This is a genomic window from Rhizobium nepotum 39/7 (assembly GCF_000949865.1).
GTDB lineage: Bacteria > Pseudomonadota > Alphaproteobacteria > Rhizobiales > Rhizobiaceae > Agrobacterium > Agrobacterium nepotum.
The window spans coordinates 1-25,152 of the sequence record NZ_JWJH01000020.1; the positions used below are offsets into that span (position 1 = coordinate 1).

The window sequence follows — 25,152 nt, forward strand, 5'->3', positions numbered from 1 at the left end:
AATTTAAACCGGACAGTAGTGGGGCAGGCCCGAGGATGACGGGGGGGGGCATTTTCCGCGCTTTTCGTCACCAATCTCGGGAAATAGCTCGGATTTGGGCGGAAGCCTCGATGCAGCGCTAAGCTATCACTTCCGCAGAACGTGCAGCATGCCCTTGCGCTTGGCGTCGTAATAATAGCCGCGTGCATAAAGCCGGACTGCGTTGTCCCGGTTGTTATCGGCCACGAGCCATGCGCCGCGCAGATATTTGACGGCGTATTTGAGATTGGTTTCGGCATCGAACAGACCGGACGCGGGACCCTCGAAGCCCATGGAGCGGGCCGTGGCGTGCCTGATCTGCATCAGGCCGAAGTTGCCGCTGTGATAGGCGCCGGGATTGTACATGCTTTCACGCTGCACCACGCGGTGCACCAGATCCTCCGGCACATCATACATGGTGGCGTATTTCGAAATCAGCCCGCTCAGCTTTTCGCGTCCGGCCGGCGCGCGAGTGAGCGGCGCCGTCACCGTTTCGTTTTGGCGGATGGCGGCAAGGGCGGCATTGGTCGGGCCGGAAGCATAAGCGAGAACCGTGCTGTCCGGCTTTGGCAGGGGAATGACTTTCCGTTCCGCCGTCAGTTCAGTGCCGAGCGACGGCGTGCCGGGCGGCGGCGGCGCGGGCGGGAAGCTGCCCTTGACAGCAACAACCTGCGGCAGATCGGCGGCGGCCGGTTTTGTCGTGGCACTCGCAGTTTCGATCGCGGCGGCTGCCGGCGTTGCGGCATGGGGTGCGAGCGCGGCAGCCGTTGTCGGCGCGGTCGTCGTCACGGGAGCCTGCGCCACCTCGGTCTGTTGTTGCTGCGATTGCATATGGGCGGGGATTGCCGCTGCCGCTGCGATTTCAGAAGCCGGCGGCAGAGCCATACGACCGCCCTTGGTGGCGGTGACGGTTGGAAGCGATGGGGGCTGGGAAGAAGTTGCCACGTCAGTGGCCTGTGCCGTCGGTGCGGCTGCGTCCGCCACAGCTTCAGCCGTTTCCGGCTTTGCGGTGTGGTTGACTGCCGCGATTTTCGGACCGTTCGGCCCTTCCTTTGCTGCATATTCGACGCTGGTGCATCCGGCCAATGCCAGAGCGAGGCCCACGGTGGAAGACAGAAGAAGTGCGCTTCTTCCGCGGAATTTTGCCGAATTTCGCATGCTGCCGCCTTCGTTATGCCTGTCTTTCGATACCCCCGCGTCGAGCAAAGCAGGCAGTGTCCCATCGAACCTTCATTAACCTATTGTAAGGATAGCGGCAAGCCGGGACGTGGCCCCCCAGCTTTCAGGCGTTTTTCAGGCCGCGATGCGCCTGTATCCGGCGCTGACGGCACGGCCGGAGATGAAGTGGGTACGGTATTTCGGCCGGATTTTTTTGTTGCCGGACATGCGGCGCACCAGCGTCAGCGTGGAGCCGGCAAAGAGTGCCTGCGCGGAGAGAACGGCAAGCGCCAGCAGCAGAATTGCAGCCTGCGCTGCGGCGAGTGTTTCGACGGCGTTGCCGGAGGCGGAAACGAATTGCGGCAAAAGGGCCAGAAAGAACGTGAAATAGCGCGGGCGCAACGCGGCAACGGCGTAACAATCCCGGAAAATGTCGCTCCATGATTTGCCCGGCAGATTGTCGTTATCGGCATTGGCCGCCTGGGCGGCGGGTGTCGCAAAGGTCCACAGCAGGAAAAGAATCAGCCAGCCGATGCCGGCCCATTGGATGATTTCCACAAAGGACTGCGGCAAATAAGCAAGACCGGCCACGGGAATGGCCGAAATCGTCATGGCCGTGACGATGCCGAGGGCTCCACCGCCGACGGAAGCGAAGACCGTCTTTCTACCACGAATGCCGGCATAGGAAGCGACAGAGAATACAAGGGGAGAGGGGAGTGCGAACACAATGGCACATGCTGCACAAAAAACCAGCCAGGCCTGTCCAGACATTCTCTTCCTCCTTGCCCTCCCTGTCACCGCACCAATTAGCCTATCGTAAAATTAGGCCGCTGTGAACGGTTGACCGACGTGTTCCATCACTTCGGTAAACCATTTTGCAGAAAGGTCGAAATGCTTTCCGCCCTTGATACGCGGAAACTCGATGGTCCGCAATTTACCCTTCTGATCCTCGTCATGGCCGGTGACGCCCGACACCTTGTTGAGCGCGCTTTCGACGGCGAGATCGACCATGCCCTGGATGAGGCGCAGGTCCTCGCCATTGGCGGGGGCGGAGCGGGCGAAATAGCCTGACTTCTGCACCATGGAACGTTCTGCGCCGATGAGGCCGGCGAATTGCTTCTGGAACCAACCGCCGACATTGATGGTGTCGATCTTCACATGGCCGAAGGCGTCGCGCTTGACGGCTTCGCCGGAGGCTTCACGCTCGGCAACGATGGAATCAAGGCCTGCACCTTCGGAAACGAACAGCGTGACGTAGCCGTGTCTGTCCATGATGGTCTTCAGGCGCTCGGCCTCCGCCTCGATGTCGAAGGCCATTTCCGGCAGGTAGATGCCGTCGATATTCTTCATCTGCGTATTCATCATCAGGCCTTCGACATATTCGTTGCCGTTGGTCTTCTGGATGTAGGCGCGTGCGGTCGCGGCCGTCAGCCAGCCGCAATGGCGGCCCATGACTTCATGGATGACGAAGGTCTTCGGCGCAGCACTCTGTTCGTTGCTGACATTGTCGAAGAAGGAAGCACCGACTTCGGCTGCGGTCCATGCGCCGAGCGACTGCCGGATCGGCACCACGTCGTTATCCACCGTCTTCGGCAGGCCAACGACGGTCAGGTCGTAACCATTGGCGCCGAGATAGGCGGCAAGGTCGGCGGCCGTCGTGTTGGTGTCGTCGCCGCCGATGGTGTGGAGAATGGTGATGCCGTCGCTAGCCAGCCGTTCGGCGGCCACGCGCAACGGATTTTCACCCTCCTTCACCAGCCCGCGCTTGACGCAATCGGCGGCATTGGTGAGCTTGACGCGGCTGTTGCCGATCGGCGATCCGCCGTAGCGATGCAGCAGATGGGCCTTTTCGCGCATGTCCTTGCTGATCTCGATCCGGTCGCCCAGAAGCACGCCCTGATAGCCGGAGCGATAGGCCACGATGTCGATATCAGGCGCAACGTCGCTATAACGCTCGATCAGGCCGCCGACGGCCGAAGAGAGACAGGGAGCAAGGCCACCCGCGGTCAGCATTGCGACTTTTTGTTTGGCCATCATGGCTCTCCTTTTCACGTATACCCAAAGACATGTCTGGCAAATGGATGCGACAGCTGCGTGTAGGTGTAAAGTGAATTTATCAAGAAAAATGCCGATTTCTCGCGGTTTTTCAGCAGCTTGACGAAAGAATCGGAATATAATCGTTTCAATCCGTTCGGTGGGCCTCTGTCGTCGGGCCTCGCTTTCGCTCCCGCTTGCGCCGCCTGTGGAAAACCGCATTCGCAGCGCTTCGTACTCCCTTGTTCGTGAAGCTAAACTGTCGCAAAGATGAATAAAAGTTAATGACGCAGGGGCGCCGGGCATATTGCATTCACGACCATATGCCGTCATGCTGCCGGCATGATGTTCGATTTCGCCTGTCTGCATATTTCATCCCTGTGGGAGCGACTGCTCGGCGCGATCGGCGACGCGGCAGGCGGTGCGCTCTCGCGCGTGGTGGAAGCGATCCGCACCCTGTTCGAGGGAGACCCGGAGACCCGCCGCAAGGTTTCGTTCTCCGTGGCCATCATCGCACTTTCCGCCAAGATGGCGAAGGCCGACGGCGTCGTCAACGATGCCGAGGTGCGCGCCTTCCGGCAGATTTTCGATTTTCCGGAAGAAGAAGCCAAGAACGTTGCGCGCCTTTATAATCTCGCGCGTCAGGACGTTGCGGGATACGAGGCCTATGCCTCGCGTCTTGCCGGCCTTTGCGGTTCCGGCCATGATAATTGCGAGATGCTGGAAAGCGTCATCGACGGCCTGTTCCACATTGCCAAGGCCGATGGGCTGATCCACGAGCGGGAACTCGCCTTCCTTGGCCGTATCGCGGAAATCTTCCACATTACCGAAGATCACTTCGAAACGATCATGGCGCGCCACGTTCACATGGACGGGCGCGATCCTTACCGCGTGCTCGGCGTTTCGCCGTCCGACGATTTCTCCGACATCCGCAAGCGTTATCGGTCGCTGGTCTCCGAACACCATCCGGACAAGCTGATTGCGCGCGGCGTTCCCATGGAATTGCATGCCGCTGCGAATGAGCGTATGGCGGCGCTCAATGCCGCTTATGCGGCCATCGAGAAAGAACGCCGCGTCGCATGAGTGAATTTCTGCCGGATTTCAACCCGGATTTCGGGCGCGCAACCGTTGCGCCTTCGCCCAACCATGGCGAAAGGCTTGATGTGGCCGGGCCCGATATCATTCTCCTGCATTATACCGGCATGACCACGGCCGACGGCGCACTTTCGTGGCTCTGCAATCCGGAAAGCCAGGTATCGAGTCATTATTTCGTCTTCGAGGACGGGCGCGTTATCCAGCTGGTTCCGGAAACCCGCCGCGCCTGGCACGCGGGCAAAAGCACCTGGGCGGGGGAGGCGGACATTAATTCCCGCTCCATCGGCATCGAAATCGCCAATCAGGGCCATCCCGGCGGTCTGCCGGAATTTCCGGAAAAACAGGTGGCCGCCGTCATCGAATTGTGTCGCGATTGCGGCCAGCGCTGGTCTATCGCCCCTGAAAGGGTGCTTGCGCATTCGGATGTGGCGCCGATCCGCAAGGTTGATCCGGGTGAAAAATTCCCGTGGGACATCCTGTCGCAGAACGGTGTCGGGCACTGGGTGGAGCCTGCGCCGATCCGTGGCGGACGCTTTTTTCAGCGCGGCGATCATGGCCAGCCGGTGGAAGCGCTTCAGTCCATGCTCTCCCTTTACGGATACGGCGTTGAAATAACAGGCGCTTATTGCGAAAAAACGGAAGGTGCCGTTGCCGCCTTCCAGCGGCATTTCCGCCCGGCGCTGGTGGATGGCATCGCGGATTTTTCCACGATCGACACATTGCATCGGCTGATCTCCAGCCTTCCGAAATTTTCGCCCGTCTGAACACGATTTCTGGAAAAGCGTTCCCCGTTTTGTGACTGTGCAAGTCGCTTTTTTTGTCGTGCCACAGTTAATCCGCATTAAAGAAGTTTAAGAGCGGCACTGAATGCGGTGCTGTTCTTCAGGGGAACTTACCGTCAATATCAATCAAGGAGACTGGACTGCGGAAGGTCGCGATCGACTTTCTGCGCGCTGGACATTTGTATCGTTTCATTGTTCCGGTTATCCGATCTGGAGACTATTTCAGCATATGAACAGAGTTTTTGTTGCTGTCGCAGCGGGCGTTGCTATGCTCGTTTCGCAGGCGGGGATTGCTTTTGCCAAAGACGAGGACGTCAAGACCAAAACCGTGACGCTGGGGACCTTTTTCCGTTCGCCCGGTTATCCCATTCCCGAAAAGAGCCTGCCTTCGGCGCTCAGGAGCGGCTATTCCGATCTGATCGTTAAATATGCCAAGCGCTACGGCGTTCCCACCAATCTGGCGCATGCGGTCGTTTCGGTGGAAAGCAAGTTCAACCCCAAGGCTCGCGGCAGCGCAGGCGAGGTCGGGCTGATGCAGATCAAGCCGGCAACGGCGCGCATGATGGGCTTTCGCGGCACCACCAAGGCCCTTTACGACCCCGAGACCAATATTCGCTGGGGCATGCAATATCTGGCGACCGCCCATCAGCTTGGTGGCGGCGAGGTTTGCAGCACGATCCTGCGTTATAATGCCGGCCATGGCGCGACCCGCATGAACCCGGTGTCCAAGCGTTATTGCGGCAAGGTCCAGGCGCTTCTGGCCAGCTAAACCCGGTTCGGGCCTTTTGTCCGGCCTGCGGAAATCGATTCCGGTTTGTGCGTGCATGCTGTAGTCAGGAGCAAACCTGATGCGGAGCATGACATGCCGGATTTCAAATATATCGTGGTTGGTGCCGGAATGATGGGTGCTGCGGCAGCGCGGCACCTTTCGGCGCAGACGGATGGCGTGGCGCTGATCGGACCGGACGAGCCCGCCGATCGCAAGACCCATACCGGCGTGTTTTCCAGCCACTATGATGAAGCCCGCATCACCCGTGGTTTCGACGGAGATCCCGTCTGGGCGGAACTGGCGCAACGCTCCATCCGGCGCTATGCGGAGATCGAGGCAAAAAGCGGCATTCGTTTCTTCACGGAAGCGGGCTGCCTTTTCACCGGAAACGGCAAGGGGCTTGCCGGAGACTATGTGTCGAGGGCGCTTTCCTCGACCGACCGTCTTGGTCTCGGCGTGGAAACGCTCGGCACTGACGTGCTGGCCGGCCGGTTTCCGATGTTTTCCCTGCCATCCGACCACAGCGGTTATTTCGAGGCGCGCAATGCCGGTCACGTCAATCCGCGTGCGCTGGTGAGGGCGCAGTGTGCAATTGCCGTTGCGCAGGGCGCGCGGCTGGTGCGCAAGACGGCGGCGCATATTCGCGATACCTCAGATGGTGTGGAGGTTTCGACCCGGGAAGGGGCCGTTCACACGGCGGAAAAGGTCATCGTGGCGGCCGGCGGTTTCACCAACATGGCCGATCTTCTGCCGTCGCCGGTCGATATGGCGGCCACGGGCCGCACCATCGTGTTTTTCGAACTCGACGAGGCCAGACAGGCCCTGTTCGGCGCCATGCCCTCGACCATTGTATTGACGGAGACGGAGGACGATATCGTCTATATCCTGCCGCCTGTGCGTTACCCCGACGGCAAAGTCTATCTGAAGATTGGCGGCGAGAGCGAAAAGGGCAGGCTTGAAACGCTGACCGATGCGGTTGGCTGGTTCCATTCGGACGGCACGCCTGGCGAAGTCGAATTCCTGGAAAAGCGGGCGATCTCCCTGATGCCGGAACTTGCGGGCTGCCCCGTGACGTCGGGTTCCTGCGTCGCCTCCATCACCCGCAGCGGCTATCCCTATATCGGCTACACGCAATCCTCCAATATTGCGGTTCTGACCGGCGGCAATTTCGTGTCCGCCAAGTCTTCGGACGAGATCGGGCGGTTGGGCGCGGTGCTACTTCTGGATGGTCAGCTGACCGAGACTGATTTTGCCGCCGAAATGTCACCGGTTTTTGTCTGACATTCAGCGGCGAAGCGGCTACAAAGTCGCGGCTGAATGGAGCGGGTTGAGGCAAAGAGGACGGCATGTCGGGACATTTCAAATATATCGTCGTGGGTCGTGGCATGATGGGTGCCGCCGCCGCGCGCCACTTGGCGGAAAAGACCGATGGCGTCGCCCTTATCGGCCCCGGTGAACCTGCCGACATCACATCGCATAAGGGCGTTTTCGCCAGCCATTACGATGAGGCGCGTATTACCCGTACTATCGACAGCAAAGCGGATTGGGCCTTGCTCGCCAACCGCTCGATTGCGCGTTACGCCGATATAGCGGCAAGGAGCGGCGTGGAATTTTACGCGCCTGTCGGATGCCTGATCGTCGGACCCGAACGGGGCGGCGACAATCCTTTGATCGACAATATCCGCAAGGCTGCGGCCGGGCTTGGGGTTTCCACGGAGCTGATGGATGGCGAAAGCCTCAAGAGGGACTTTCCCTATTTTTCCTTCGAGCCGGGCAGCGAGGGTGTGTTCGAAAAGGACAATGCCGGCTACGTCAATCCGCGCGCGCTGGTGAAGGCGCAAAGCATTCTGGCGGCAAAGGCCGGTGTCACACTTATCGACGATATCGTCATCTCAACCCGGGAAGCGGCTGGTTGTGCTCGGGTCGAGACGGCTTCTGGCGCGGTCTATACCGCGGACCGGGTGCTGGTTGCGGCAGGTGGTTTTTCGATCACGAAGGATCTGCTGCCGCAGCCGATCGCGCTCGATGTCTATGGGCGCACCGTCGCCTTCTTCGAGATCGATGAGGAGGATCTGGGGCAATATGCGGGCATGCCGTCGCTGATCTATGACCCGCGCGACGTGACGAAACATATCTATCTTCTGCCGCCCGTGCGTTATCCCGACGGCAGGTTTTATCTGAAAATCGGCGGCGATCCCGATGACAAGCCTGTCGGCAGCGATCCCGAAATCCGCGCATGGTTCCGTTCCGGCGGGCGCGAAAGCGTTCGCGACCATCTCTCGGCCATCATCGGGACACTGGTGCCGTCCATCGATCGGTCGCGCATTTCCATGGCCGCCTGCGTCGTGTCCAAAACACCGGGCGGTTATCCTGCCATCGGTTTTACCTCCTCGCCGCGCATCGCGGTTCTGACTGGCGGCAACGGTACGGCTGCCAAGAGTTCCGATGAGATCGGGCGGTTAGGCGCCCAGCTGCTGCTGAACGGAGAAATTGGCGACGACGCCTATGCCACGGATTTCAAGCCTGCATTTCTTTGATCTTTCGTTGCGCTTTTCGGTGGCTTTCGCCAAAGAACATGGTTATTGACGCCATGCCAGTTGGCTGGGCAGCCGCGCTTTACCAATGTCGAAAGACGGTAAGGTGAGGAAAGTCCGGGCTCCACGGAAATACGGTGCCGGATAACGTCCGGCGGGGGCGACCCCAGGGAAAGTGCCACAGAGAGCAAACCGCCATGCTTTGCATGGTAAGGGTGAAAGGGTGGGGTAAGAGCCCACCGCGCCGCTGGTGACAGTGGTGGCAAGGTAAACCCCACCGGGAGCAAGACCGAATAGGGATGACATGGGACGGGCGAAAGCCCGTTTACAGCCGGTTTCCGGGCCCGTCATCCGGGTGGGTTGCGAGAGGCGGCATGCAAATGCCGTCCCAGATGAATGGCTGCCACGTTCCGGGTCAAACCGGAGCCATACAGAACCCGGCTTACAGGCCAACTGGCGAATTTCCTTATCTGCCGCGAGACGAGAGTTCCGGCTTGGCGTAATCATTCCATTGTTTTGAAACGGAAAACGGTGATTTCATCGCGCTTTCTCGTGTCGCGAAAAAGCACCTTCGCGCGCGAAGTAAACCATTCGTTAAACTTAACGGCTTATGAATTTCCGATGCGAAGTCGGCATCGTGCGGGCTTCTCCCATTGACGCCCATAGTGTCCCATGGTATCCCAAATGCACACCACACTGGGTCGTGTTTTTGACCCGCAATCGCTGAAACGAGTGAGGAGCCTGCAAGGGGCTGCTACAGGGCATGTCGCCCTGGCGCTTGGCGATGTGTCGTGCGTACCGGTGTTATCTGTGGGGCGGGTGATCTGCTTTGCGGAAAGCGGTTTTGGCGAGTTGAGTAATGGACCGCTTTTTATCGAACGTAACGAACAGGATCGACGCCAAGGGGCGCGTTTCGGTTCCGTCTCCGTTTCGTTCGGTGCTGGCGCAGCGTGGCATTCAGGAGCTTTATTGTCTTCAGGATTTCGCGTTCCCGGCAATCAGTGTCGGCGGTCCGGATTTGCTGGAGCGCTACGAGCGGCAGATTGCGTCCATGGATGCTTTCTCGCCGGAGGCGAACGCAATGTCGCTGCTGGTTCACGGCGGCGGCGTTTTCATGAAGCTCGACCAGGAAGGTCGATTGATGGTGACGGATTTCGTTCGGGAATTTACCGGCATATCCACCGATGTCACCTTCGTTGGACGAGCGGATCATTTTCAGCTTTGGCAACCGCAGGCGTTTTTGGCGGCGCAGGCGGCAGCAAGAGCGGGGCGCGGTTTTTCGGCTGCACGCCCCGCATAGGACGGGGACACGGAATGACGGCGAATTCTGGCGGGCGATCTTCTGATGCCGGTGACGGACCTCAGCGTCACATCCCGGTATTGCTTCGCGAAGTGATCGCTGCGCTCGAACCCGCATCCGGAAAAATCATCCTCGACGGCACTTTCGGCGCCGGCGGCTACACCCAGGCAATTCTCGACCACGGCGCCAACGTCATCGCGCTCGACCGCGATCCGAACGCGATCGCCGGCGGCCAGGCCATGGTTGCCGCAAATGACGGCAGGCTTGTTCTTATTCAATCGCAATTCTCCGATCTGGCTGCGCATGCGCCGGAAGGCGGCCTCGACGGCGTGGTTCTCGATATCGGCGTTTCCTCCATGCAGATTGACGAGGCCGAGCGCGGGTTTTCCTTTCAGAGGAACGGTCCCCTCGATATGCGCATGTCCAGTTCCGGCGTCTCGGCGGCGGATGTGGTCAATCGTGCCAAGGTTGGCGATCTTATCCGTATCTTCGGTTTTCTCGGTGAGGAAAAGCAGCCGGGCCGCATCGCCCGCGCCATCGAGAAGAGGCGGGCGGATGAGCCCTTCCGCACCACGCGCGATCTGGCTGGCCTCATAGAAATCGTCACGCCGCGCAAGGCGAAAGACAAGATCCATCCCGCAACACGGGTGTTTCAGGCGCTTCGCGTTTTCGTCAATGACGAACTGGGCGAACTGGCGCAGGCCCTGTTTGCCGCCGAACGGGCTTTGAAGCCCGGCGGTCGTCTGGTTGTCGTCACGTTTCATTCGCTCGAAGACCGCATCGTCAAGAAATTCTTCTCCGAACGTTCCGGAAAGGCTGCCGGTTCCCGCCATCTGCCGATGGTGGAAGACAAGCCCGCCATTTTCGAAAATATCGGCAAGCCGATGATCGCCGCAAGCGACGAGGAGGCGGAGATCAATCCACGCGCCCGTTCGGCCAAGCTGCGGGCAGGCCTGCGCACGACGGCGCCGGCGCGTGCGGCGGATTTTTCGATTTTCGAGCTTCCCGATCTCGCCAGCCTTGAAAAAATGGGAGGCTGACATGCTGCGCACGTTCGATGTCGTGTTGATGGGGGTCATGGTCGCTGCGGCTGTCGTGACCTATTCGATCAAGCACAAGACCGATCTGAAGCTGGAGCAGGTTCGCAAGCTCGAGACCGAAATCAAGCTCGAAAAAGACACGATCGATCTTCTACGGGCCGACTGGGCGCTGCTGACGCAGCCGAACCGTCTGCATCGTCTCGTGAATGCCTATCAGGACGAGCTTGGTCTTTCACCGACGCTGCCCACACAATTGGCGCAGCCGCGCGAGCTTCCCATGCTGCGCTCGCAATTGCCGCAACCGCCCGAGCCGGAAGGCATGAGTGTTGCGGATGTCATCGCCGCCGCCGTCAACGGTTCGAAACCCGGCGCGACGCTGGGCGGGGCCGCCAAAAAGAAATCGCCGCCCGCAGGCCAGATCGCCGTCAACGGCGCTCCTGTTCCGACACCCAGGGCGCGCGTTTCCCGTTCCACGGCGGCTCCGGCCGTTTCTGCTATCGCAGGCGATGAAGACGGCGATACGGATGCAACCATGACAGGATCGGTGAACCGCTGATGTCTTTTCTCTCCCGCGCCATGGTTTTGAAGAGCAAGGCTCACTTTTCCGCCAGCACCAACGGTGTTCATACGGACCATGCTGCTTTCGAGGGCGCCCGCAAGAAGAGGGCGACCCAGGCGAAAAGCCGGGTCGGCCTTATCTTTTTCGGCTTCATTGTTTTTTACGGCATCGTTGGCGGACGTCTGGTGCAATACGGTCTTGCCGAGCAGGAAACGGTTTCGAGCATCGCCCCCGCTGACCGGCTGATGGCTTCGCGTCCCGACCTTCTCGACCGTAACGGCGAGGTGCTGGCGACCGATATCCGCACCGTCTCGCTGTTTGCCGAGCCGCATCGCATCGTCGATATCGACGAAGCCATCGAAAAACTGCGCACCGTCCTGCCGGACCTCGACCAGCGCGGCACCTATCAGAAGCTTTCCTCCAATTCGCGCTTCCAGTGGCTGCGCCGTCAGCTGACGCCGAAGCAGCAGAGCCAGATCCTTGCGCTCGGCATTCCCGGCGTCGGTTTCCGCCCGGAAAAGCGCCGCTTTTATCCCGGCGGCCCGACAGCCGCCCATATTGTCGGTCACGTCAACATCGACAATCGCGGCGTGGCCGGCATGGAACGTTATGTCGATAGTCAGGGGCTTGCCGATCTGACGGCGCTTGGCATGACCAGCGATCAGCCGCTGGAGCCGGTGAAGCTTTCGATTGATCTGCGTGTGCAGTCCATCGTGCGCGAAGTGGTCACTTCCGCCATCGCCAAGTTCCAGGCAATCGGCGCGGGCGCTGTGGTCATGGATGTGCACACCGGCGAAATCCTCGCCATGGCCTCGGTGCCGGATTACGATCCGAACAACCCGGCCGAAGGCGCGAAGGAGGGCTGGCTCAACCGCATGTCGAACGGCACGTTCGAAATGGGCTCCACCTTCAAATCCTTCACCATCGCCATGGGTCTTGATTCGGGCCGTGTCCGTCTTGGCGATACTTTCGATGCGCGGTATCCGATCCGCATCGGCGGCTTCACCATCAAGGACTTCCACGGCAAGGGACGGCTTCTTTCCGTGCCGGAAATCTTCCAGTTCTCGTCCAATATCGGTACGGCCAAGATCGCCGATACGGTCGGCACGGAAGGCCATAAGGAGTTTCTGACGCGCCTCGGCCTTTTAACCCGGATGCAGACGGAATTGCCGGAAGTGGCGATGCCGTCGCAGCCGCGCGAATGGAAGAAGATCAACTCCATCACCATCTCTTTCGGCCACGGCGTTTCGACGACGCCGCTGCAGACGGCGGTTGCCGGTGCGGCACTCGTCAATGGCGGCAAGCTGATCGAACCAACTTTCCTGCCGCGCACTCGTGAACAGGCGGATCTGGTGGCCAAGCAGGTTCTGAAACCCACCACCAGCAAGGACATGCGTTTCCTGTTCGAATGGAACGGCGTCAACGGTTCCGGCCGCAACGCGCGTGTCGATGGTTTCAACGTCGGCGGCAAGACGGGCACGGCGGACAAGGTCGTCAACGGCCGTTACGTGCACGACAAGAACTTCAATGCCTTCCTGTCGGCATTCCCGATCGACAATCCGCAATATGTGGTGCTGACCTTCATCGACGAACCGAAGACGGACAAGGGCAATGGCGCGGCACTTGCCGGTACGTCTGCGGCGCCGATGGTGCATGATATCATTACCCGCACGGCGGCGGTGCTGGGCGTGAAGCCGAATTTCGGCAAGGATGGCTCGGCCTTGCTCGTGTCTTATTGATTGTTAGAGCTTATGATGTTCCGGCGATTCGCGCCGGGGGGACAAGACGGACACAGTCGATGAATTTGCGAGATATATCCGGGGCGGCGTTTCCGGAATTGAATGAATTGCTCCTGTCTGAGATCGGGGCGATCGAAATCGGGGGGATAACCGCAGACAGCCGCAGGGCTGCGCCCGGCAGCCTGTTCGTGGCGGTTGCGGGAACCAAGGCGGATGGCGCGGCCTATGTGCGGGACGCGGTCGCCAAGGGTGCGGTCGCCATTGTCTCCGGACATGCGCTAGACGCCGATGTGCCGGTGCTTTCCGTTACGGACCCGCGCCTCTATCTTTCGCTTGCCGCTTCCCGTTTTTACGGAAAACAGCCTGAAACCATGGTTGCCGTCACCGGTACTGCGGGAAAGACGTCCGTTGCCTCCTTCGTGCGGCAAATCTGGGCTTTCGCTGGCCATGCCGCCGCACAGATCGGCACGACGGGCGTGATCGCTCCCGGTCGCGAAGATTACGGTGCGCTCACTACGCCCGACCCGGTAACGTTGCATGCGCTTCTGGCCGAGCTTGCCTCCGAAGGTGTGACACATGCGGCCATGGAGGCTTCGAGCCACGGCCTCGACCAGCGTCGTCTCGATGGCGTGAAGCTCGCTGCCGCCGGGTTTACCAATCTCGGCCGCGACCACATGGATTATCACCCGACAATCGAGGACTACATGGCCGCGAAGATGCGGCTGTTCGATACGTTGATGGAAAAGGGTGCGCCTGCGGTGATCTTTGCCGACGACCTGTGGTCGGAGCAGGCAATCCGTGCTGCGCGCGAAGCAGGTCTCGATGTGCGTACCGTCGGCCGCAAGGGCGATTACCTGACATTGAAGCGGGTAGAGCATTTCCGCCACAAGCAGCTGATCGAAGTGCATCATGACGGCGTGATCCAGGAGGTCGACATTCCTCTGGCCGGTGATTTTCAGGTGGCCAATGCGCTCGTCGCTGCCGGTCTTGCCATGTCCACCGGCGTTTCCGTCGCAACGGCCATGAAGGCGCTTGAAAAGCTGATCGGCGCTGCCGGTCGTCTGGAACTCGTTGGCCAGACCAGAAACGGCGCACTTGCCTATGTGGATTATGCCCACAAGCCGGATGCGCTGGAGAATGTGCTGACCTCGGTCAGGCCCTTTACCTCCGGTCGTATCATCACCGTCTTCGGCTGCGGCGGCGACCGTGACAAGGGCAAGCGCCCGATCATGGGCGAGGTTGCGACACGCCTTTCCGACATCGTCATCGTCACCGACGACAATCCACGTTCGGAAGACGCCGCAACGATCCGTTCCGAGGTGATAGTGGCGGCGCCGGGTGCATTGGAGATCGGCGACAGGGCAGAGGCGATCCGCCATGCGGTATCGCTGCTTTCGAACGGCGATACGCTGATCGTCGCGGGCAAGGGGCATGAAGAGGGGCAGATCGTCGGTTCCGTGACGCTGCCGTTTTCCGATCATGAACAGGTGCGCGCTGCGCTGGCAGGGCTGGAAGGATTGAAGATTTGAATTGGTTATGGACAGTCGCCGAGATGATCGCCGTGACGGCAGGGCGTCCCGTCGGGAACCTGCCGGCCGGGATCACCGGCATTTCCATCGACAGCCGGACTGTCAAAGCCGGCGAGGCCTTTTTCGCGATCAAGGGCGACCGGGTCGACGGCCATGACTATACGAGTTTTGCCGTCGCCAACGGGGCCGGTCTTCTGGTCGTGGCCGAAGGCAAGCTGCCGGCTCTTGGCCGCCTGACCGTGCCGATGATCGTCGTGGAGGATGTTCTTGCCGCACTCGGCAAACTCGCCATCGCGGCGCGTGAAAGAACCACGGCGCGGATCATCGCGGTGACCGGTTCTGTCGGCAAGACGACGACGAAGGAGATGCTGCGGCAGGCTCTGGAGCCCTCGGGCAGGGTCCATGCGGCGGTGGCCTCCTTCAACAACCATTGGGGCGTGCCGCTGACGCTGGCGCGCATGCCCGCCGACACCGAATTCGGTGTGTTCGAAGTCGGTATGAACCATTCCGGCGAAATCCGCCCGCTGGTCAAGATGGTGCGGCCGCATGTGGCGATCATCACGACGATCGCAGCGGCCCATCTCGGCAATTTCAAGAACATAGAAGAGATCGCCAGCGCCAAGGCGGAGATATTCGAAGGGCTGGAGGAGGGCGGTTCCGTCATCCTCAACCGCGACAACGCCCAGTTCGAGCAACTTGAAGAAGCGGCGCAGGAGCAGGGTATCGAGCATATCCTCACCTTCGGCCAGCACGCCAAGGCGGATTTCCGGCTTGCCGATTTCGAAAGCACGCCCACCGGCTCGACCATCTGGGCGATCCTGAACGGCGAGACGAGCGAATTGCACCTGAACGTTCCTGGCCGGCACATTGCCGACAATGCCATGGCCGTGCTGGGTGCCGTTGCCGTCACCGGCGCCAATCTCGACCGTGCCTTCGAGGCACTGGGAACGCTTGAGGCGGTGAAAGGGCGCGGCCAACGCCATCGCCTGACGATAGATGGCGGGTCCTTCCTGCTGATCGACGAAAGCTACAACGCCAATCCCGCCTCCATGCGGGCGGCGATTGCCGTGCTTGCGGAAACGGAGACTCAAGGTTATGGCCGGCGCGTTGCCGTTCTCGGCGACATGCTGGAGATGGGCGAATTCTCGGCTCGGCTGCATGAGGAACTGGCCGGACCGCTGCTGGCCGGCGGTATCGAACATGTCTGGCTGGCGGGGGAGGCGATGGCCGCCCTTCGCGACGCGCTTCCGGACAGCGTGACGGTCATCTGGTTCCCGACGACAGCGGAACTGGCCGATTTTGCCCTGCAATGGGTGCAACCGGGAGACGCGCTGATGGTAAAATCGTCACTTGGGCTGGGTTTCGGCAAGATTGTCGCGGCACTGCTTGACAAGTATCCGGCATTCCCCGAGACGGAACGCCACGTCTGAAATAGCCTTTTGAAAGGGCAATTATGCTGATCTGGCTCGTCGAACTGTCGGATAAAATTCAACTCTTCAACCTCTTCCGGTACATCACCTTCCGGACGGGTGCGGCGATGTTCACCTCCGCGTTGATCGTCTTCCTGTTCGGACCGGCGATCATCAACTCGTTGCGCGTGCGCCAGGGCAAGGGCCAGCCGATCCGCGCCGATGGACCGCAGACGCATTTCAAGAAAGCCGGAACGCCGACCATGGGCGGGCTGATGATCCTTGCGGGTATCCTTGGCGGTTCGCTGCTGTGGGGCGACCTTTCGAATGTCTATGTCGTGGCCGTTCTGATGGTGACGCTCGGCTTCGGGGCGATCGGCTTTTACGATGATTATCTGAAGGTGACGAAGCAGAGCGACAAGGGTTTCTCGGGCAAGGCGCGCCTCGGTATCGAGTTCGTGATCGCGGCGATCGCCGTTTTCTTCATGATGAAGATGGCGCTTGCTTCCGCGCCGCATGGCGGCACGCTCGGAAGCTCCATCGCCTTTCCGTTCTTCAAGGAATTCGTGATCAATCTCGGCTATTTCTTCGTGCTGTTCGGTGCTTTCGTGATCGTCGGTGCAGGCAATGCGGTGAACCTGACAGACGGCCTCGATGGTCTTGCGATCGTGCCTGTCATGATTGCCGCCGCGACTTTCGGCGTGATCGCCTATCTCGCCGGTAACGCGGTTTTCGCCAATTACCTGCAGATCAATTTCGTGCCCGGCACGGGTGAACTCGCCGTCATCGTCGGTGCGGTGGTCGGCGCTGGTCTCGGTTTCCTGTGGTTCAATGCGCCACCCGCCGCAATCTTCATGGGCGATACGGGTTCGCTGGCGCTTGGTGGCCTCATCGGCTCCATCGCGGTCGCCACCAAGCACGAGATCGTCATGGTCATCGTCGGCGGTCTGTTCGTGATTGAAACGCTGTCGGTCATCATCCAGGTCTTCTGGTTCAAGCGTACCGGCAGACGTGTTTTCCTGATGGCGCCTATCCACCATCATTTCGAGAAAAAGGGCTGGACGGAAAGCCAGGTGGTTATCCGTTTCTGGATCATCTCCGTGGGTCTTGCGCTGCTCGGCCTCGCCACCCTGAAGCTGAGGTGAGCAATGATCCCGGTCACGTCGTTTAGAGGTAAGAAGGTTGCGCTTTTCGGGCTTGGCGGTTCGGGTCTCGTCACGGCCCGGGCGCTGGTTGCCGGCGGGGCCGATGTCGTTGCTTTCGACGACAATCCCGATAGCGTCGCCAAGGCGGAAGCCGAAGGCATAACGACAGCGGACCTTCGAACGATAGACTGGCACTCCTTTTCATCTTTCGTGCTGGCGCCGGGCGTGCCGTTGACGCATCCGAAGCCGCATTGGTCGGTTGACCTTGCGCGGGCGGCGGGTGTCGAGGTCATCGGCGATATCGAGCTTTTCGTTCGCGAGCGCCGTGCCCATGCACCGGATTGCCCCTTCATCGCCATAACAGGCACGAACGGCAAGTCCACGACGACGGCGCTGATTGCCCATATTCTCACATCATCGGGACGTGATACGCAGCTCGGCGGCAATATTGGCACAGCGGTGCTGAGCCTCGATCCGCCGAAAGCGGAACGCTATTACGTTGTCGAATGCTCGTCCTACCAGATCGATCTGGCGCCGACGATCAATCCGACTGCCGGTATTCTGCTCAATCTCACGCCGGATCATCTCGACCGGCACGGCACGATGCAGCATTATGCTGACGTCAAGGAACGGCTTGTGGCCGGCAGCGGCACGGCGATTGTCGGCGTGGATGACAGCTATTCCACGCTCATCGCCGACCGCATCGAACGCGCCGGCGTGAAGGTGGAGCGCATCTCGAAGCGTAATGTCGTTTCCGAAGGTCTTTATGCCGAAGGCAGCCGCATTTTCCGGGCGCATGGTGGCACTTCTTCGCTGCTGGTCGATCTGGACGGTATCCAGACCCTTCGCGGCAGCCACAATGCGCAGAATGCGGCGGCTGCGATTGCCGCCTGCCTTGCCGTCGGGGTTTCCGAAGAGGACGTCCGTGCCGGTCTCAAATCCTTCCCCGGCCTCAAACATCGCATGCAGCCGGTTGGCCGACGCGGTAATGTCACCTTCGTCAACGACAGCAAGGCCACCAATGCAGATGCCGCAGCACCGGCTTTGTCGAGCTATGAGCGCATCTACTGGATCGCCGGCGGCCTGCCGAAGGCGGGCGGCATAGCCAGCCTTTCGCCGCTGTTTCCACACATCGCCAAGGCCTATCTGATCGGCGAGGCGGCGGCGGAATTTGCGGCGACGCTTGGCGAGGCCGTGCCTTACGAAATCTCCGGCACGCTGGACAAAGCGGTCCAGCATGCGGCAGCGGATGCGGAAAAAGACGCGACGGCCGGAAATATCGTGATGTTGTCCCCGGCTTGCGCAAGCTTCGATCAATATAAGAACTTTGAAATCAGAGGTGATTCGTTCGTCGCGCAGGTTGCTGCGCTCGATGGCATGACGATGCTGGTTCACTCTGGAAAAGGGGGCTGAGGCCATGGTAAGCCGAGTTGATCGCGGTCCGGTCGCGGAGTGGTTCTGGACGATCGACCGTTTCTTTCTGGCGGCGTTCATCGCGCTGATGGGCATCGGCCTGATGCTGTCATTCGCGGCATCGCCGGCGGTTGCCGAACGTATCGGTCTCAACAGCTTCTTCTTCGTGGAACGTCAGGCGATGTTCATGGTGCCGTCGCTGGCGATCATGGTCGGTCTTTCCTTTCTGTCGCCGCGTCAGGTCAGGCGCGTGGCAGTGATGATGCTGATTGCTGCGCTGCTGATGATGATTTTCGCGCTCTTTTTCGGCATCGAGGTCAAGGGCGCGCGGCGCTGGATTTCCATCGGCACCTTTTCGATCCAGCCGTCGGAATTCATGAAGCCCGCTTTCGTCATCGTCTGCGCATGGCTGTTTGCCGAACGGGCGCGTCATCCTGAAATTCCGGGCAATCTTTTCGCCATCATCACCTTCGGCATCGTGGCGGCGCTTCTGATCGCCCAGCCCGACTTCGGTCAGACCATCCTGACATCCGTGGTATGGGGCGGCATGTTCTTCATGGCCGGCGTGCCGTGGTTCTGGATCGTCGTACTCGGTGGCCTCGGCGTTGCCGGCATCGTCTCCGCCTATCTGCTCCTGCCGCACGTTGCCGGCCGTATCGACCGTTTCTGGACCGGTGAGGGCGATACTTTCCAGGTGGATACGGCGCGCGAAGCGATCATTCGCGGCGACTGGTTTGGCCGTGGACCGGGTGAGGGCATCGTCAAGCGGATCATTCCCGACAGCCATACCGACTTCATCTTCTCGGTGGCGGCGGAAGAATTCGGCATCGTTTTCTGCATGTTCCTGGTGTTGATCTTCGCTTTCATCGTGCTGCGCGGCCTGTCGCACGCCTTCAGGGAAAAGGACGATTTCTGCCGTTTTGCCGTCGCCGGCTTGGTGCTGCAGATCGGCATGCAGTCGATGATCAACATTGGCGTCAATCTGGAACTGATGCCCGCCAAGGGCATGACTCTGCCGCTGATTTCCTATGGCGGTTCGTCGATGATGGCGATCTGCGTCACGGCGGGCTTCCTTCTGGCGCTGACCCGCCACAGACCGGAAAAGAGGGCGCAGGAGCGCAGCTTCTTTCGCGTCGGTTCCGGCGTCCCAGCGGAGTAAATGATCATGAGCAAGGGTATTGTTCTGCTTGCCGCCGGGGGAACCGGCGGCCATGTCTTTCCAGCCGAGGCTCTGGCGCACACGCTGAAAGCGCGCGGTTATCAGGTGCATCTCGTCACCGACAGCCGCGCCGAGCGTTATGCGGGCAAATTCCCGGCGGATGAAATTCATGTGGTGCCATCTGCCACCATCGGTTCGAAAAACCCGATTTCCGTCGCGCGTTCACTGTGGAAGCTGTGGACAGGGTTGCGTTCAGCGCGCCGGCTGATCACGAAGCTGAAGCCGGTTGCGGTCGTCGGCTTTGGCGGTTATCCCACTGTGCCGCCGCTTCTGGCATCGACCGGACTAGGCGTCCCCTCCATCATTCACGAGCAGAATGCGGTGATGGGCCGTGCCAACAAGGCGCTGGCCGGCCGGGTAAAGGCGATTGCCGGCGGGTTTCTGCCGCCCGCCAACGGCCAATATTCGGAAAAGACGGTGGCGACCGGCAATCCCGTGCGCCCGGCGGTGCTGGCGGCATCCGAGATTCCCTATACGCCCTCGCAGACGGGCGAGACGTTCCAGCTCGTGGTGTTTGGCGGCAGTCAGGGCGCGCAGTTCTTTTCCAGCGCCGTTCCGGCGGCGATTTGCCTGTTGAAGGACGAACAGCGCAAGCGTATCGTCGTGACCCAGCAGGCCCGCCCCGAAGACAAGGACAGCGTGATCGCCTCCTATCAGAAGCTGGGCGTGAAGGCGGATGTCTCGCCCTTCTTCGGCGATATGGCTTCGCGCATTGGTGAGGCTGATCTGGTCATCAGCCGGTCGGGTGCTTCGACGGTATCGGAGCTTTCGGTCATCGGCCGGCCTTCGATCCTCGTTCCCTATCCGCATGCGCTGGATCACGATCAGGCGGCCAATGCGGCAGCGCTTTCGGCAGCCGGCGGCGCAAGCGTCATCAAGCAGGCGGAACTGTCGCCGCAGAAGCTTTCCAGCCTGTTGTCATCGGCGCTTTCCGAGCCGGATCGTCTTTCTGCAACGGCGGCAGCGGCCAAGGCGACCGGAAAACCGCATGCTGCGGATGTGCTGGCCGATCTGGTCGAGGCGATTGCTTCGGGCCGGTCCGTACAGGAATTCAAGAAGAACATTGAAGGAGTTGAGGCATGAAGATGCCGAAAGCCATAGGCCTTGTCCATTTCATCGGCATAGGCGGGATCGGCATGAGCGGCATTGCCGAAGTGCTTCACAATCTCGGTCATCGCGTACAGGGATCCGACCAGGCAGACAGCGCCAATGTGCAGCGCCTGCGCGACAAGGGTATCGAGGTTTTCGTCGGTCATACGGCGGATAATCTCGGTGACGCCGAGGTCGTGGTTGTTTCCACCGCGATCAAGAAGAACAATCCGGAACTCATCGCCGCGCGGGAAAAACACCTGCCGATCGTTCGTCGCGCCGAAATGCTGGCCGAGCTGATGCGTTTCCGCAACGCCATCGCCATCGGCGGCACCCACGGCAAGACCACGACGACCTCCATGGTCGCGACCCTGCTGGAAGCCGGCAATCTCGACCCGACCGTGATCAACGGCGGCATCATCAACGCCTATGGCACCAATGCCCGCATGGGTGAGGGCGAGTGGATGGTGGTGGAGGCCGACGAATCCGACGGCACCTTCCTGAAGCTTCCCGCCGATGTGGCCGTCATCACCAATATCGATCCGGAACATCTTGACCATTACGGCAATTTCGACGCCGTGCGCGCCGCTTTCCGCCAATTCGTGGAGAATGTTCCGTTCTACGGCTTCGGGGTCATGTGCCTCGACCATCCCGAGGTGCAGGCGCTGGTCGGTCGGATCGAGGACCGCAAGGTCATCACCTATGGCGAAAACCCGCAGGCCGACGTGCGCTTTTCGAATGTGCGCATCGACGGCACACGGTCTATCTTCGACGTGGAAATCCGTCGCCGCCGCACTGGCAGGATATTCTCCTTCACCGACCTCGTGCTGCCGATGCCCGGCCGCCACAATGTTTCGAATGCGACCGCCGCGATCGCTGTCGCCAATCGTCTCGGTATTTCGGAAGCCGACATCAAGAAGGGCCTCGCCTCCTTCGCTGGCGTCAAGCGGCGCTTCACGCTGACTGGCGAAGCCAATGGCGTGCAGGTCTTCGATGACTATGGCCACCATCCCGTCGAGATCAAGGCCGTGCTGGCGGCCGCGCGCGAGGCCTGCAAGGGCCGCATCATCGCCGTGCACCAGCCGCACCGCTACAGCCGTCTTTCCAGCCTGTTCGACGATTTCGCGCATTGTTTTAACGATGCGGACACGATTGTTCTTGCCCCGGTCTATGCTGCGGGCGAAGATCCTATCGAAGGCGCAAGCTCGGAAGCGCTGGTCTCGGCGATCAAGGCCGCCGGCCACCGCGACGCCCGTTTTCTTGAGAAACGGGAAGATCTTGCCTCAGTGGTTGCGGGCATTGCGAACCCGGGTGATTTCGTGGTTCTCTTGGGGGCTGGAAATATCACGCAATGGGCGGCAGTGCTGCCTTCGGAATTGAAGAGCATATCAGGAAAGTCTGAATGAGACAGGTCGATGGGGTTAAATTGCTGGGGAGGCTCGGCGACGGGGTAAATGAGCTGAGGGGACGTCTGACGCCGGATGCGCCCATGGACCGCGTGACGTGGTTCAGAGCAGGCGGTCTTGCGGAGGTGATGTTCCAGCCGCACGATGCCGAGGACCTTATTGCATTCCTGAAAATTCTGCCGGAAGACGTGCCGTTGACCGTGGTTGGTGTCGGCTCGAACCTTCTGGTGCGCGATGGCGGTATTCCCGGTGTCGTCGTCCGTCTGTCCGCCAAGGGTTTCGGCCAGGTGGAGCTTGCCGGCGAAAACCGCCTCAAGGCAGGTGCGATCTGCCCCGACAAACATATTGCCGCGATGGCCATGGACAATGGCATCGGTGGTTTCCACTTCTATTATGGCATTCCCGGCTCCATCGGCGGCGCGCTGCGCATGAATGCGGGCGCCAATGGCGGTGAAACGCGTGAGCGCGTTGTGGAAGTCTATGCGGTCGACCGTCAGGGCAACCAGCATGTGCTCTCCAATGCGGATATGGGTTACAGCTATCGCCATTCCGGTGCTGATGCGGGCCTGATCTTTACCGGTGCGTTGTTCGAAGGTTATCCGGAAGATCGCGCGAAAATCCGCGCCGATATGGATGCCGTGCGCCACCACCGCGAAACGGTGCAGCCGATCCGCGAACAGACCGGTGGATCGACCTTCAAGAACCCCGAAGGCCATTCGGCCTGGGAACTGATCGACGAGGCCGGTGGCCGCGGTCTGGTCATCGGTGGCGCGCAGATGTCATCGCTGCATTGCAATTTCATGATAAATACCGGCCATGCGACCGGTTACGATCTGGAATATCTGGGCGAAACCATTCGCAAGCGCGTGTTCGAGAAATCCGGCATCCGGCTGGAATGGGAAATCAAGCGCCTGGGCCTGTTCATGCCGGGCCGGGAAGTGGAGCCTTTCTTGGGGGCTTGAGGATGAATGGTCGGCGAAGGCGCAACGGTTGAGGATGAGCGGGAGCGGCGTCGATTGGACATTGTTTCCAACGAGCGCCGCAAGCTCATGGCCAATGCGCTGGACCGGCTTTCCACGGCGTTTATCGCCTTGGGTGTGATTGGCTAGGCACTGTCATTGACGCCGGCCTCGACGAATATTTTCAGTATTGCCGCTATGGCAGGTTGGATTTTCAGTGCTGCTGCACTACATTTGACGGCAAGACGTGTGCTTGGAGGCCTGAGACTATGACCTCGCAAATATTCATCTGGTATGTATTTCCCTGGCTGGTTTCGGCCATATGTCTGTGCTGGTTGGCATACGACCACTACAAACATCCGGGACGCTGATTGGCATCCAAATAAAAGCCCGCGAAACAGACGTTTCGCGGGCTTTTTGCTGTCAGGATTTTCTGTTGGCTCAGACTTCGTCCTTGCGGGAAAGCAGGATGCAGCCGAGCGTGATGATGGCGGATACGCAGAGGTAATAGCCGACATATCCCATGCCGTGATTCACCTGCAGCCAAGTGGCGATATAGGGCGCCAGCGAGGCACCGAAGATGCCCGCCATGTTGAAGGTGATGGATGAGCCGGTATAACGCACGCGGGTCGGGAAGGGCGCTGCGAGCGCCGTTCCGATCAGGCCGTAGGTCATGCCCATCAGCATCATCGCAAGAGCCGCGAAGACGAAGATCGAACCTTCGCCGCCGGTCACTAGGCTGGGCAGAAGGAAGGAGAACAGGCCGATCAGCACCGTCGTCAGGATCAGGATTTCACGACGGCCGAACCGTTCGGCGAGCTTGCCGGCGATCGGGATGAAGAGGCCGAAGATGATGGAACCGAGGATCTGCACTTCCAGCGCGTCGAGGAACGGGATTTTCAGGACCTTGACGTTGTAGGACAGCAGATAGGCGGTGCCGATGTAGAAGAGCACGAAGGTGGCCAGCGCCACGAAGGTGCCAAGCAAGAGGCTGCGCTTGTGGTTGCGGAACAGTTCCACGACCGGCACGGCAACACGTTCTTCCTTCTCGATAGCCTTCTGGAAGTCGGGCGTTTCGGTGATCGACAGGCGAACCCACATGCCGACAGCGATCAGGATGATCGAAGCGATGAAGGGAATGCGCCAGCCCCAGCTCAGAAGCGCTTCCTGCGACATGAAATGCAGCAAGATCCAGAAGACGCCGGAGGAGAGGAACAGGCCGACAGGCGCGCCGAGCTGCGGGAACATGCCGTACCAGCTGCGTTTGCCAGGCGGAGCGTTTTCCGTGGCGAGCAGGACCGCGCCGCCCCATTCTCCGCCAAGGCCGAAACCCTGACCGAAGCGGCAAAGCGCCAGCAACAGCGGCGCCAGAACGCCTGCTGTCTCGTAGGTAGGTAGAAGGCCGATAACGACCGTCGACACGCCCATGGTCAAAAGGGCGGCGACAAGCGTGACCTTGCGGCCGACGCGGTCACCATAATGGCCGAAAACGACCGCGCCGAGCGGGCGGGCGAAAAAGGCGATGGAGAAGGTCGCGAAAGATGCCAGAAGCGCCGTCATCGGGTCGTTGTTCGGGAAGAACAATGCCGGAAACACGAGCACTGCGGCCGTGGCGTAAACGTAAAAATCGAAAAACTCGATGGTCGTGCCGACCAGGCTGGCAGTGAGAACTCGTGCAGGCGAATTTGTCTTTACAACGTTCGAATTGCCAGCTGTCGGCGATACCGGAGATATCGCGTCAGTCATGGTTTTGGTCCCATTTTTGATGATTGCATGTCATGCCTTGGGAGGCGCTGACTGCGTTAACGCAATTTTTGTTCTTTTGGAATGCTAAAAAAGAAATAATGCAGACAACGTGACCGTCTGGGCGACAGGTGCGGCAACGTCGCCCGGGGGCACGGTCCTGCGGTTGAGAGACTGATTCAGGCTGCCGATTTAAAACGCTGAAACGTCAG

Annotated in this window: 22 protein-coding genes and 1 other RNA gene; 19 read left to right on the plus strand and 4 right to left on the minus strand. The window is 60.2% G+C overall.

The features are described from left to right. Positions 1–126: 126 nt before the first annotated feature. From RS75_RS19780 to RS75_RS19790, 3 genes are all read right to left on the minus strand, one after another. Entirely contained in the window at positions 127–1,176 is a 1,050-nt protein-coding gene (locus RS75_RS19780; RefSeq protein WP_045023666.1) for a lytic transglycosylase domain-containing protein, read from the minus strand. Positions 1,177–1,311: 135 nt separating this feature from the next. Beyond that, positions 1,312–1,947 carry a LysE family translocator gene (locus RS75_RS19785; RefSeq protein WP_045023668.1) on the minus strand — a complete coding sequence of 212 codons (636 nt, stop codon included), beginning with the start codon at positions 1,945–1,947 and terminating at the stop codon, positions 1,312–1,314. A gap of 51 nt (positions 1,948–1,998) precedes the next feature. After that, positions 1,999–3,210, minus strand: a complete 1,212-nt coding sequence (locus RS75_RS19790) for a pyrophosphate--fructose-6-phosphate 1-phosphotransferase (protein ID WP_045023894.1) — start codon at positions 3,208–3,210, stop codon at positions 1,999–2,001. Positions 3,211–3,552: 342 nt separating this feature from the next. Here RS75_RS19790 and RS75_RS19795 point away from each other — a divergent pair, with 342 nt between their 5' ends. The 19 genes from RS75_RS19795 to RS75_RS26675 all read left to right on the plus strand — a co-directional run bounded on the left by RS75_RS19795 (position 3,553) and on the right by RS75_RS26675 (position 23,347). After that, a complete protein-coding gene (locus tag RS75_RS19795; RefSeq protein ID WP_045023670.1) occupies positions 3,553–4,293 on the plus strand; it encodes a J domain-containing protein in 741 nt (246 codons plus the stop codon). After that, on the plus strand, positions 4,290–5,069 hold the full coding sequence (locus RS75_RS19800) for an N-acetylmuramoyl-L-alanine amidase (protein WP_045023672.1): 780 nt from the start codon (positions 4,290–4,292) through the stop codon (positions 5,067–5,069). The genes RS75_RS19795 and RS75_RS19800 overlap by 4 nt, the downstream gene beginning before the upstream one ends. A gap of 247 nt (positions 5,070–5,316) precedes the next feature. After that, positions 5,317–5,856, plus strand: coding sequence for a lytic transglycosylase domain-containing protein (locus RS75_RS19805; protein ID WP_045023674.1), 540 nt, complete (start codon positions 5,317–5,319; stop codon positions 5,854–5,856). 93 nt (positions 5,857–5,949) lie between these two features. Further along, on the plus strand, positions 5,950–7,137 hold the full coding sequence (locus tag RS75_RS19810; protein WP_045023676.1) for an NAD(P)/FAD-dependent oxidoreductase: 1,188 nt from the start codon (positions 5,950–5,952) through the stop codon (positions 7,135–7,137). A gap of 65 nt (positions 7,138–7,202) precedes the next feature. Beyond that, complete coding sequence (locus tag RS75_RS19815) at positions 7,203–8,393, plus strand: NAD(P)/FAD-dependent oxidoreductase (RefSeq protein ID WP_045023679.1); 1,191 nt, start codon at positions 7,203–7,205, stop codon at positions 8,391–8,393. A gap of 56 nt (positions 8,394–8,449) precedes the next feature. After that, positions 8,450–8,851, plus strand: an RNA gene (rnpB, locus tag RS75_RS25180) — RNase P RNA component class A. A gap of 398 nt (positions 8,852–9,249) precedes the next feature. Further along, on the plus strand, positions 9,250–9,690 hold the full coding sequence (mraZ, locus tag RS75_RS19820) for a division/cell wall cluster transcriptional repressor MraZ (protein WP_003513235.1): 441 nt from the start codon (positions 9,250–9,252) through the stop codon (positions 9,688–9,690). A 14-nt stretch (positions 9,691–9,704) separates the two neighbouring features. Continuing rightward, positions 9,705–10,730 (plus strand): 16S rRNA (cytosine(1402)-N(4))-methyltransferase RsmH, encoded by a 1,026-nt coding sequence (rsmH, locus tag RS75_RS19825; protein ID WP_045023683.1) that lies wholly within the window; start codon positions 9,705–9,707, stop codon positions 10,728–10,730. 1 nt (position 10,731) lies between these two features. Beyond that, positions 10,732–11,286 carry a cell division protein FtsL gene (ftsL, locus tag RS75_RS19830; protein ID WP_045023686.1) on the plus strand — a complete coding sequence of 185 codons (555 nt, stop codon included), beginning with the start codon at positions 10,732–10,734 and terminating at the stop codon, positions 11,284–11,286. Then, entirely contained in the window at positions 11,286–13,028 is a 1,743-nt protein-coding gene (locus tag RS75_RS19835; protein ID WP_045023688.1) for a peptidoglycan D,D-transpeptidase FtsI family protein, read from the plus strand. Before ftsL ends, RS75_RS19835 begins: the two co-directional genes overlap by 1 nt. A gap of 59 nt (positions 13,029–13,087) precedes the next feature. After that, positions 13,088–14,557 carry a UDP-N-acetylmuramoyl-L-alanyl-D-glutamate--2,6-diaminopimelate ligase gene (locus RS75_RS19840; RefSeq protein WP_045023689.1) on the plus strand — a complete coding sequence of 490 codons (1,470 nt, stop codon included), beginning with the start codon at positions 13,088–13,090 and terminating at the stop codon, positions 14,555–14,557. Next, positions 14,554–15,987 carry a UDP-N-acetylmuramoylalanyl-D-glutamyl-2,6-diaminopimelate--D-alanyl-D-alanine ligase gene (locus RS75_RS19845; RefSeq protein WP_045023690.1) on the plus strand — a complete coding sequence of 478 codons (1,434 nt, stop codon included), beginning with the start codon at positions 14,554–14,556 and terminating at the stop codon, positions 15,985–15,987. Before RS75_RS19840 ends, RS75_RS19845 begins: the two co-directional genes overlap by 4 nt. Positions 15,988–16,010: 23 nt before the next feature. After that, a complete protein-coding gene (mraY, locus tag RS75_RS19850) occupies positions 16,011–17,111 on the plus strand; it encodes a phospho-N-acetylmuramoyl-pentapeptide-transferase (RefSeq protein WP_045023692.1) in 1,101 nt (366 codons plus the stop codon). A gap of 3 nt (positions 17,112–17,114) precedes the next feature. Further along, entirely contained in the window at positions 17,115–18,524 is a 1,410-nt protein-coding gene (gene murD / locus RS75_RS19855; RefSeq protein ID WP_045023694.1) for a UDP-N-acetylmuramoyl-L-alanine--D-glutamate ligase, read from the plus strand. A 4-nt stretch (positions 18,525–18,528) separates the two neighbouring features. Further along, complete coding sequence (gene ftsW, locus RS75_RS19860) at positions 18,529–19,683, plus strand: putative lipid II flippase FtsW (protein WP_045023696.1); 1,155 nt, start codon at positions 18,529–18,531, stop codon at positions 19,681–19,683. Positions 19,684–19,689: 6 nt separating this feature from the next. Next, positions 19,690–20,826: an undecaprenyldiphospho-muramoylpentapeptide beta-N-acetylglucosaminyltransferase gene (gene murG, locus RS75_RS19865; RefSeq protein WP_045023896.1), complete on the plus strand. Its 1,137-nt coding sequence runs from the start codon at positions 19,690–19,692 to the stop codon at positions 20,824–20,826. Continuing rightward, positions 20,823–22,238 carry a UDP-N-acetylmuramate--L-alanine ligase gene (gene murC, locus RS75_RS19870; RefSeq protein WP_045023698.1) on the plus strand — a complete coding sequence of 472 codons (1,416 nt, stop codon included), beginning with the start codon at positions 20,823–20,825 and terminating at the stop codon, positions 22,236–22,238. The genes murG and murC overlap by 4 nt, the downstream gene beginning before the upstream one ends. Further along, a complete protein-coding gene (gene murB / locus RS75_RS19875) occupies positions 22,235–23,200 on the plus strand; it encodes a UDP-N-acetylmuramate dehydrogenase (RefSeq protein WP_045023700.1) in 966 nt (321 codons plus the stop codon). Before murC ends, murB begins: the two co-directional genes overlap by 4 nt. A 6-nt stretch (positions 23,201–23,206) precedes the next feature. After that, positions 23,207–23,347, plus strand: coding sequence for a hypothetical protein (locus RS75_RS26675; RefSeq protein ID WP_160297195.1), 141 nt, complete (start codon positions 23,207–23,209; stop codon positions 23,345–23,347). 291 nt (positions 23,348–23,638) lie between these two features. On the opposite strand, the gene RS75_RS19885 is transcribed toward RS75_RS26675, so the two are convergent. Further along, positions 23,639–24,943, minus strand: coding sequence for an MFS transporter (locus RS75_RS19885; protein ID WP_045023702.1), 1,305 nt, complete (start codon positions 24,941–24,943; stop codon positions 23,639–23,641). Between the last annotated feature and the right edge of the window lie 209 nt (positions 24,944–25,152).

Excerpts from the sequence above, each read along its gene's own strand:
- RS75_RS19780 (WP_045023666.1), bottom strand. The coding sequence starts at position 1,176 with ATGCGAAATTCGGCAAAATTCCGCGGAAGAAGCGCACTTCTTCTGTCT.
- RS75_RS19785 (WP_045023668.1), bottom strand. The coding sequence starts at position 1,947 with ATGTCTGGACAGGCCTGGCTGGTTTTTTGTGCAGCATGTGCCATTGTG.
- RS75_RS19790 (WP_045023894.1), bottom strand. The coding sequence starts at position 3,210 with ATGGCCAAACAAAAAGTCGCAATGCTGACCGCGGGTGGCCTTGCTCCC.
- RS75_RS19795 (WP_045023670.1), top strand. The coding sequence starts at position 3,553 with ATGATGTTCGATTTCGCCTGTCTGCATATTTCATCCCTGTGGGAGCGA.
- RS75_RS19800 (WP_045023672.1), top strand. The coding sequence starts at position 4,290 with ATGAGTGAATTTCTGCCGGATTTCAACCCGGATTTCGGGCGCGCAACC.
- RS75_RS19805 (WP_045023674.1), top strand. The coding sequence starts at position 5,317 with ATGAACAGAGTTTTTGTTGCTGTCGCAGCGGGCGTTGCTATGCTCGTT.
- RS75_RS19810 (WP_045023676.1), top strand. The coding sequence starts at position 5,950 with ATGCCGGATTTCAAATATATCGTGGTTGGTGCCGGAATGATGGGTGCT.
- RS75_RS19815 (WP_045023679.1), top strand. The coding sequence starts at position 7,203 with ATGTCGGGACATTTCAAATATATCGTCGTGGGTCGTGGCATGATGGGT.
- mraZ (WP_003513235.1), top strand. The coding sequence starts at position 9,250 with ATGGACCGCTTTTTATCGAACGTAACGAACAGGATCGACGCCAAGGGG.
- rsmH (WP_045023683.1), top strand. The coding sequence starts at position 9,705 with ATGACGGCGAATTCTGGCGGGCGATCTTCTGATGCCGGTGACGGACCT.
- ftsL (WP_045023686.1), top strand. The coding sequence starts at position 10,732 with ATGCTGCGCACGTTCGATGTCGTGTTGATGGGGGTCATGGTCGCTGCG.
- RS75_RS19835 (WP_045023688.1), top strand. The coding sequence starts at position 11,286 with ATGTCTTTTCTCTCCCGCGCCATGGTTTTGAAGAGCAAGGCTCACTTT.
- RS75_RS19840 (WP_045023689.1), top strand. The coding sequence starts at position 13,088 with ATGAATTTGCGAGATATATCCGGGGCGGCGTTTCCGGAATTGAATGAA.
- mraY (WP_045023692.1), top strand. The coding sequence starts at position 16,011 with ATGCTGATCTGGCTCGTCGAACTGTCGGATAAAATTCAACTCTTCAAC.
- murD (WP_045023694.1), top strand. The coding sequence starts at position 17,115 with ATGATCCCGGTCACGTCGTTTAGAGGTAAGAAGGTTGCGCTTTTCGGG.
- ftsW (WP_045023696.1), top strand. The coding sequence starts at position 18,529 with ATGGTAAGCCGAGTTGATCGCGGTCCGGTCGCGGAGTGGTTCTGGACG.
- murG (WP_045023896.1), top strand. The coding sequence starts at position 19,690 with ATGAGCAAGGGTATTGTTCTGCTTGCCGCCGGGGGAACCGGCGGCCAT.
- murC (WP_045023698.1), top strand. The coding sequence starts at position 20,823 with ATGAAGATGCCGAAAGCCATAGGCCTTGTCCATTTCATCGGCATAGGC.
- murB (WP_045023700.1), top strand. The coding sequence starts at position 22,235 with ATGAGACAGGTCGATGGGGTTAAATTGCTGGGGAGGCTCGGCGACGGG.
- RS75_RS26675 (WP_160297195.1), top strand. The coding sequence starts at position 23,207 with ATGGTCGGCGAAGGCGCAACGGTTGAGGATGAGCGGGAGCGGCGTCGA.
- RS75_RS19885 (WP_045023702.1), bottom strand. The coding sequence starts at position 24,943 with ATGACTGACGCGATATCTCCGGTATCGCCGACAGCTGGCAATTCGAAC.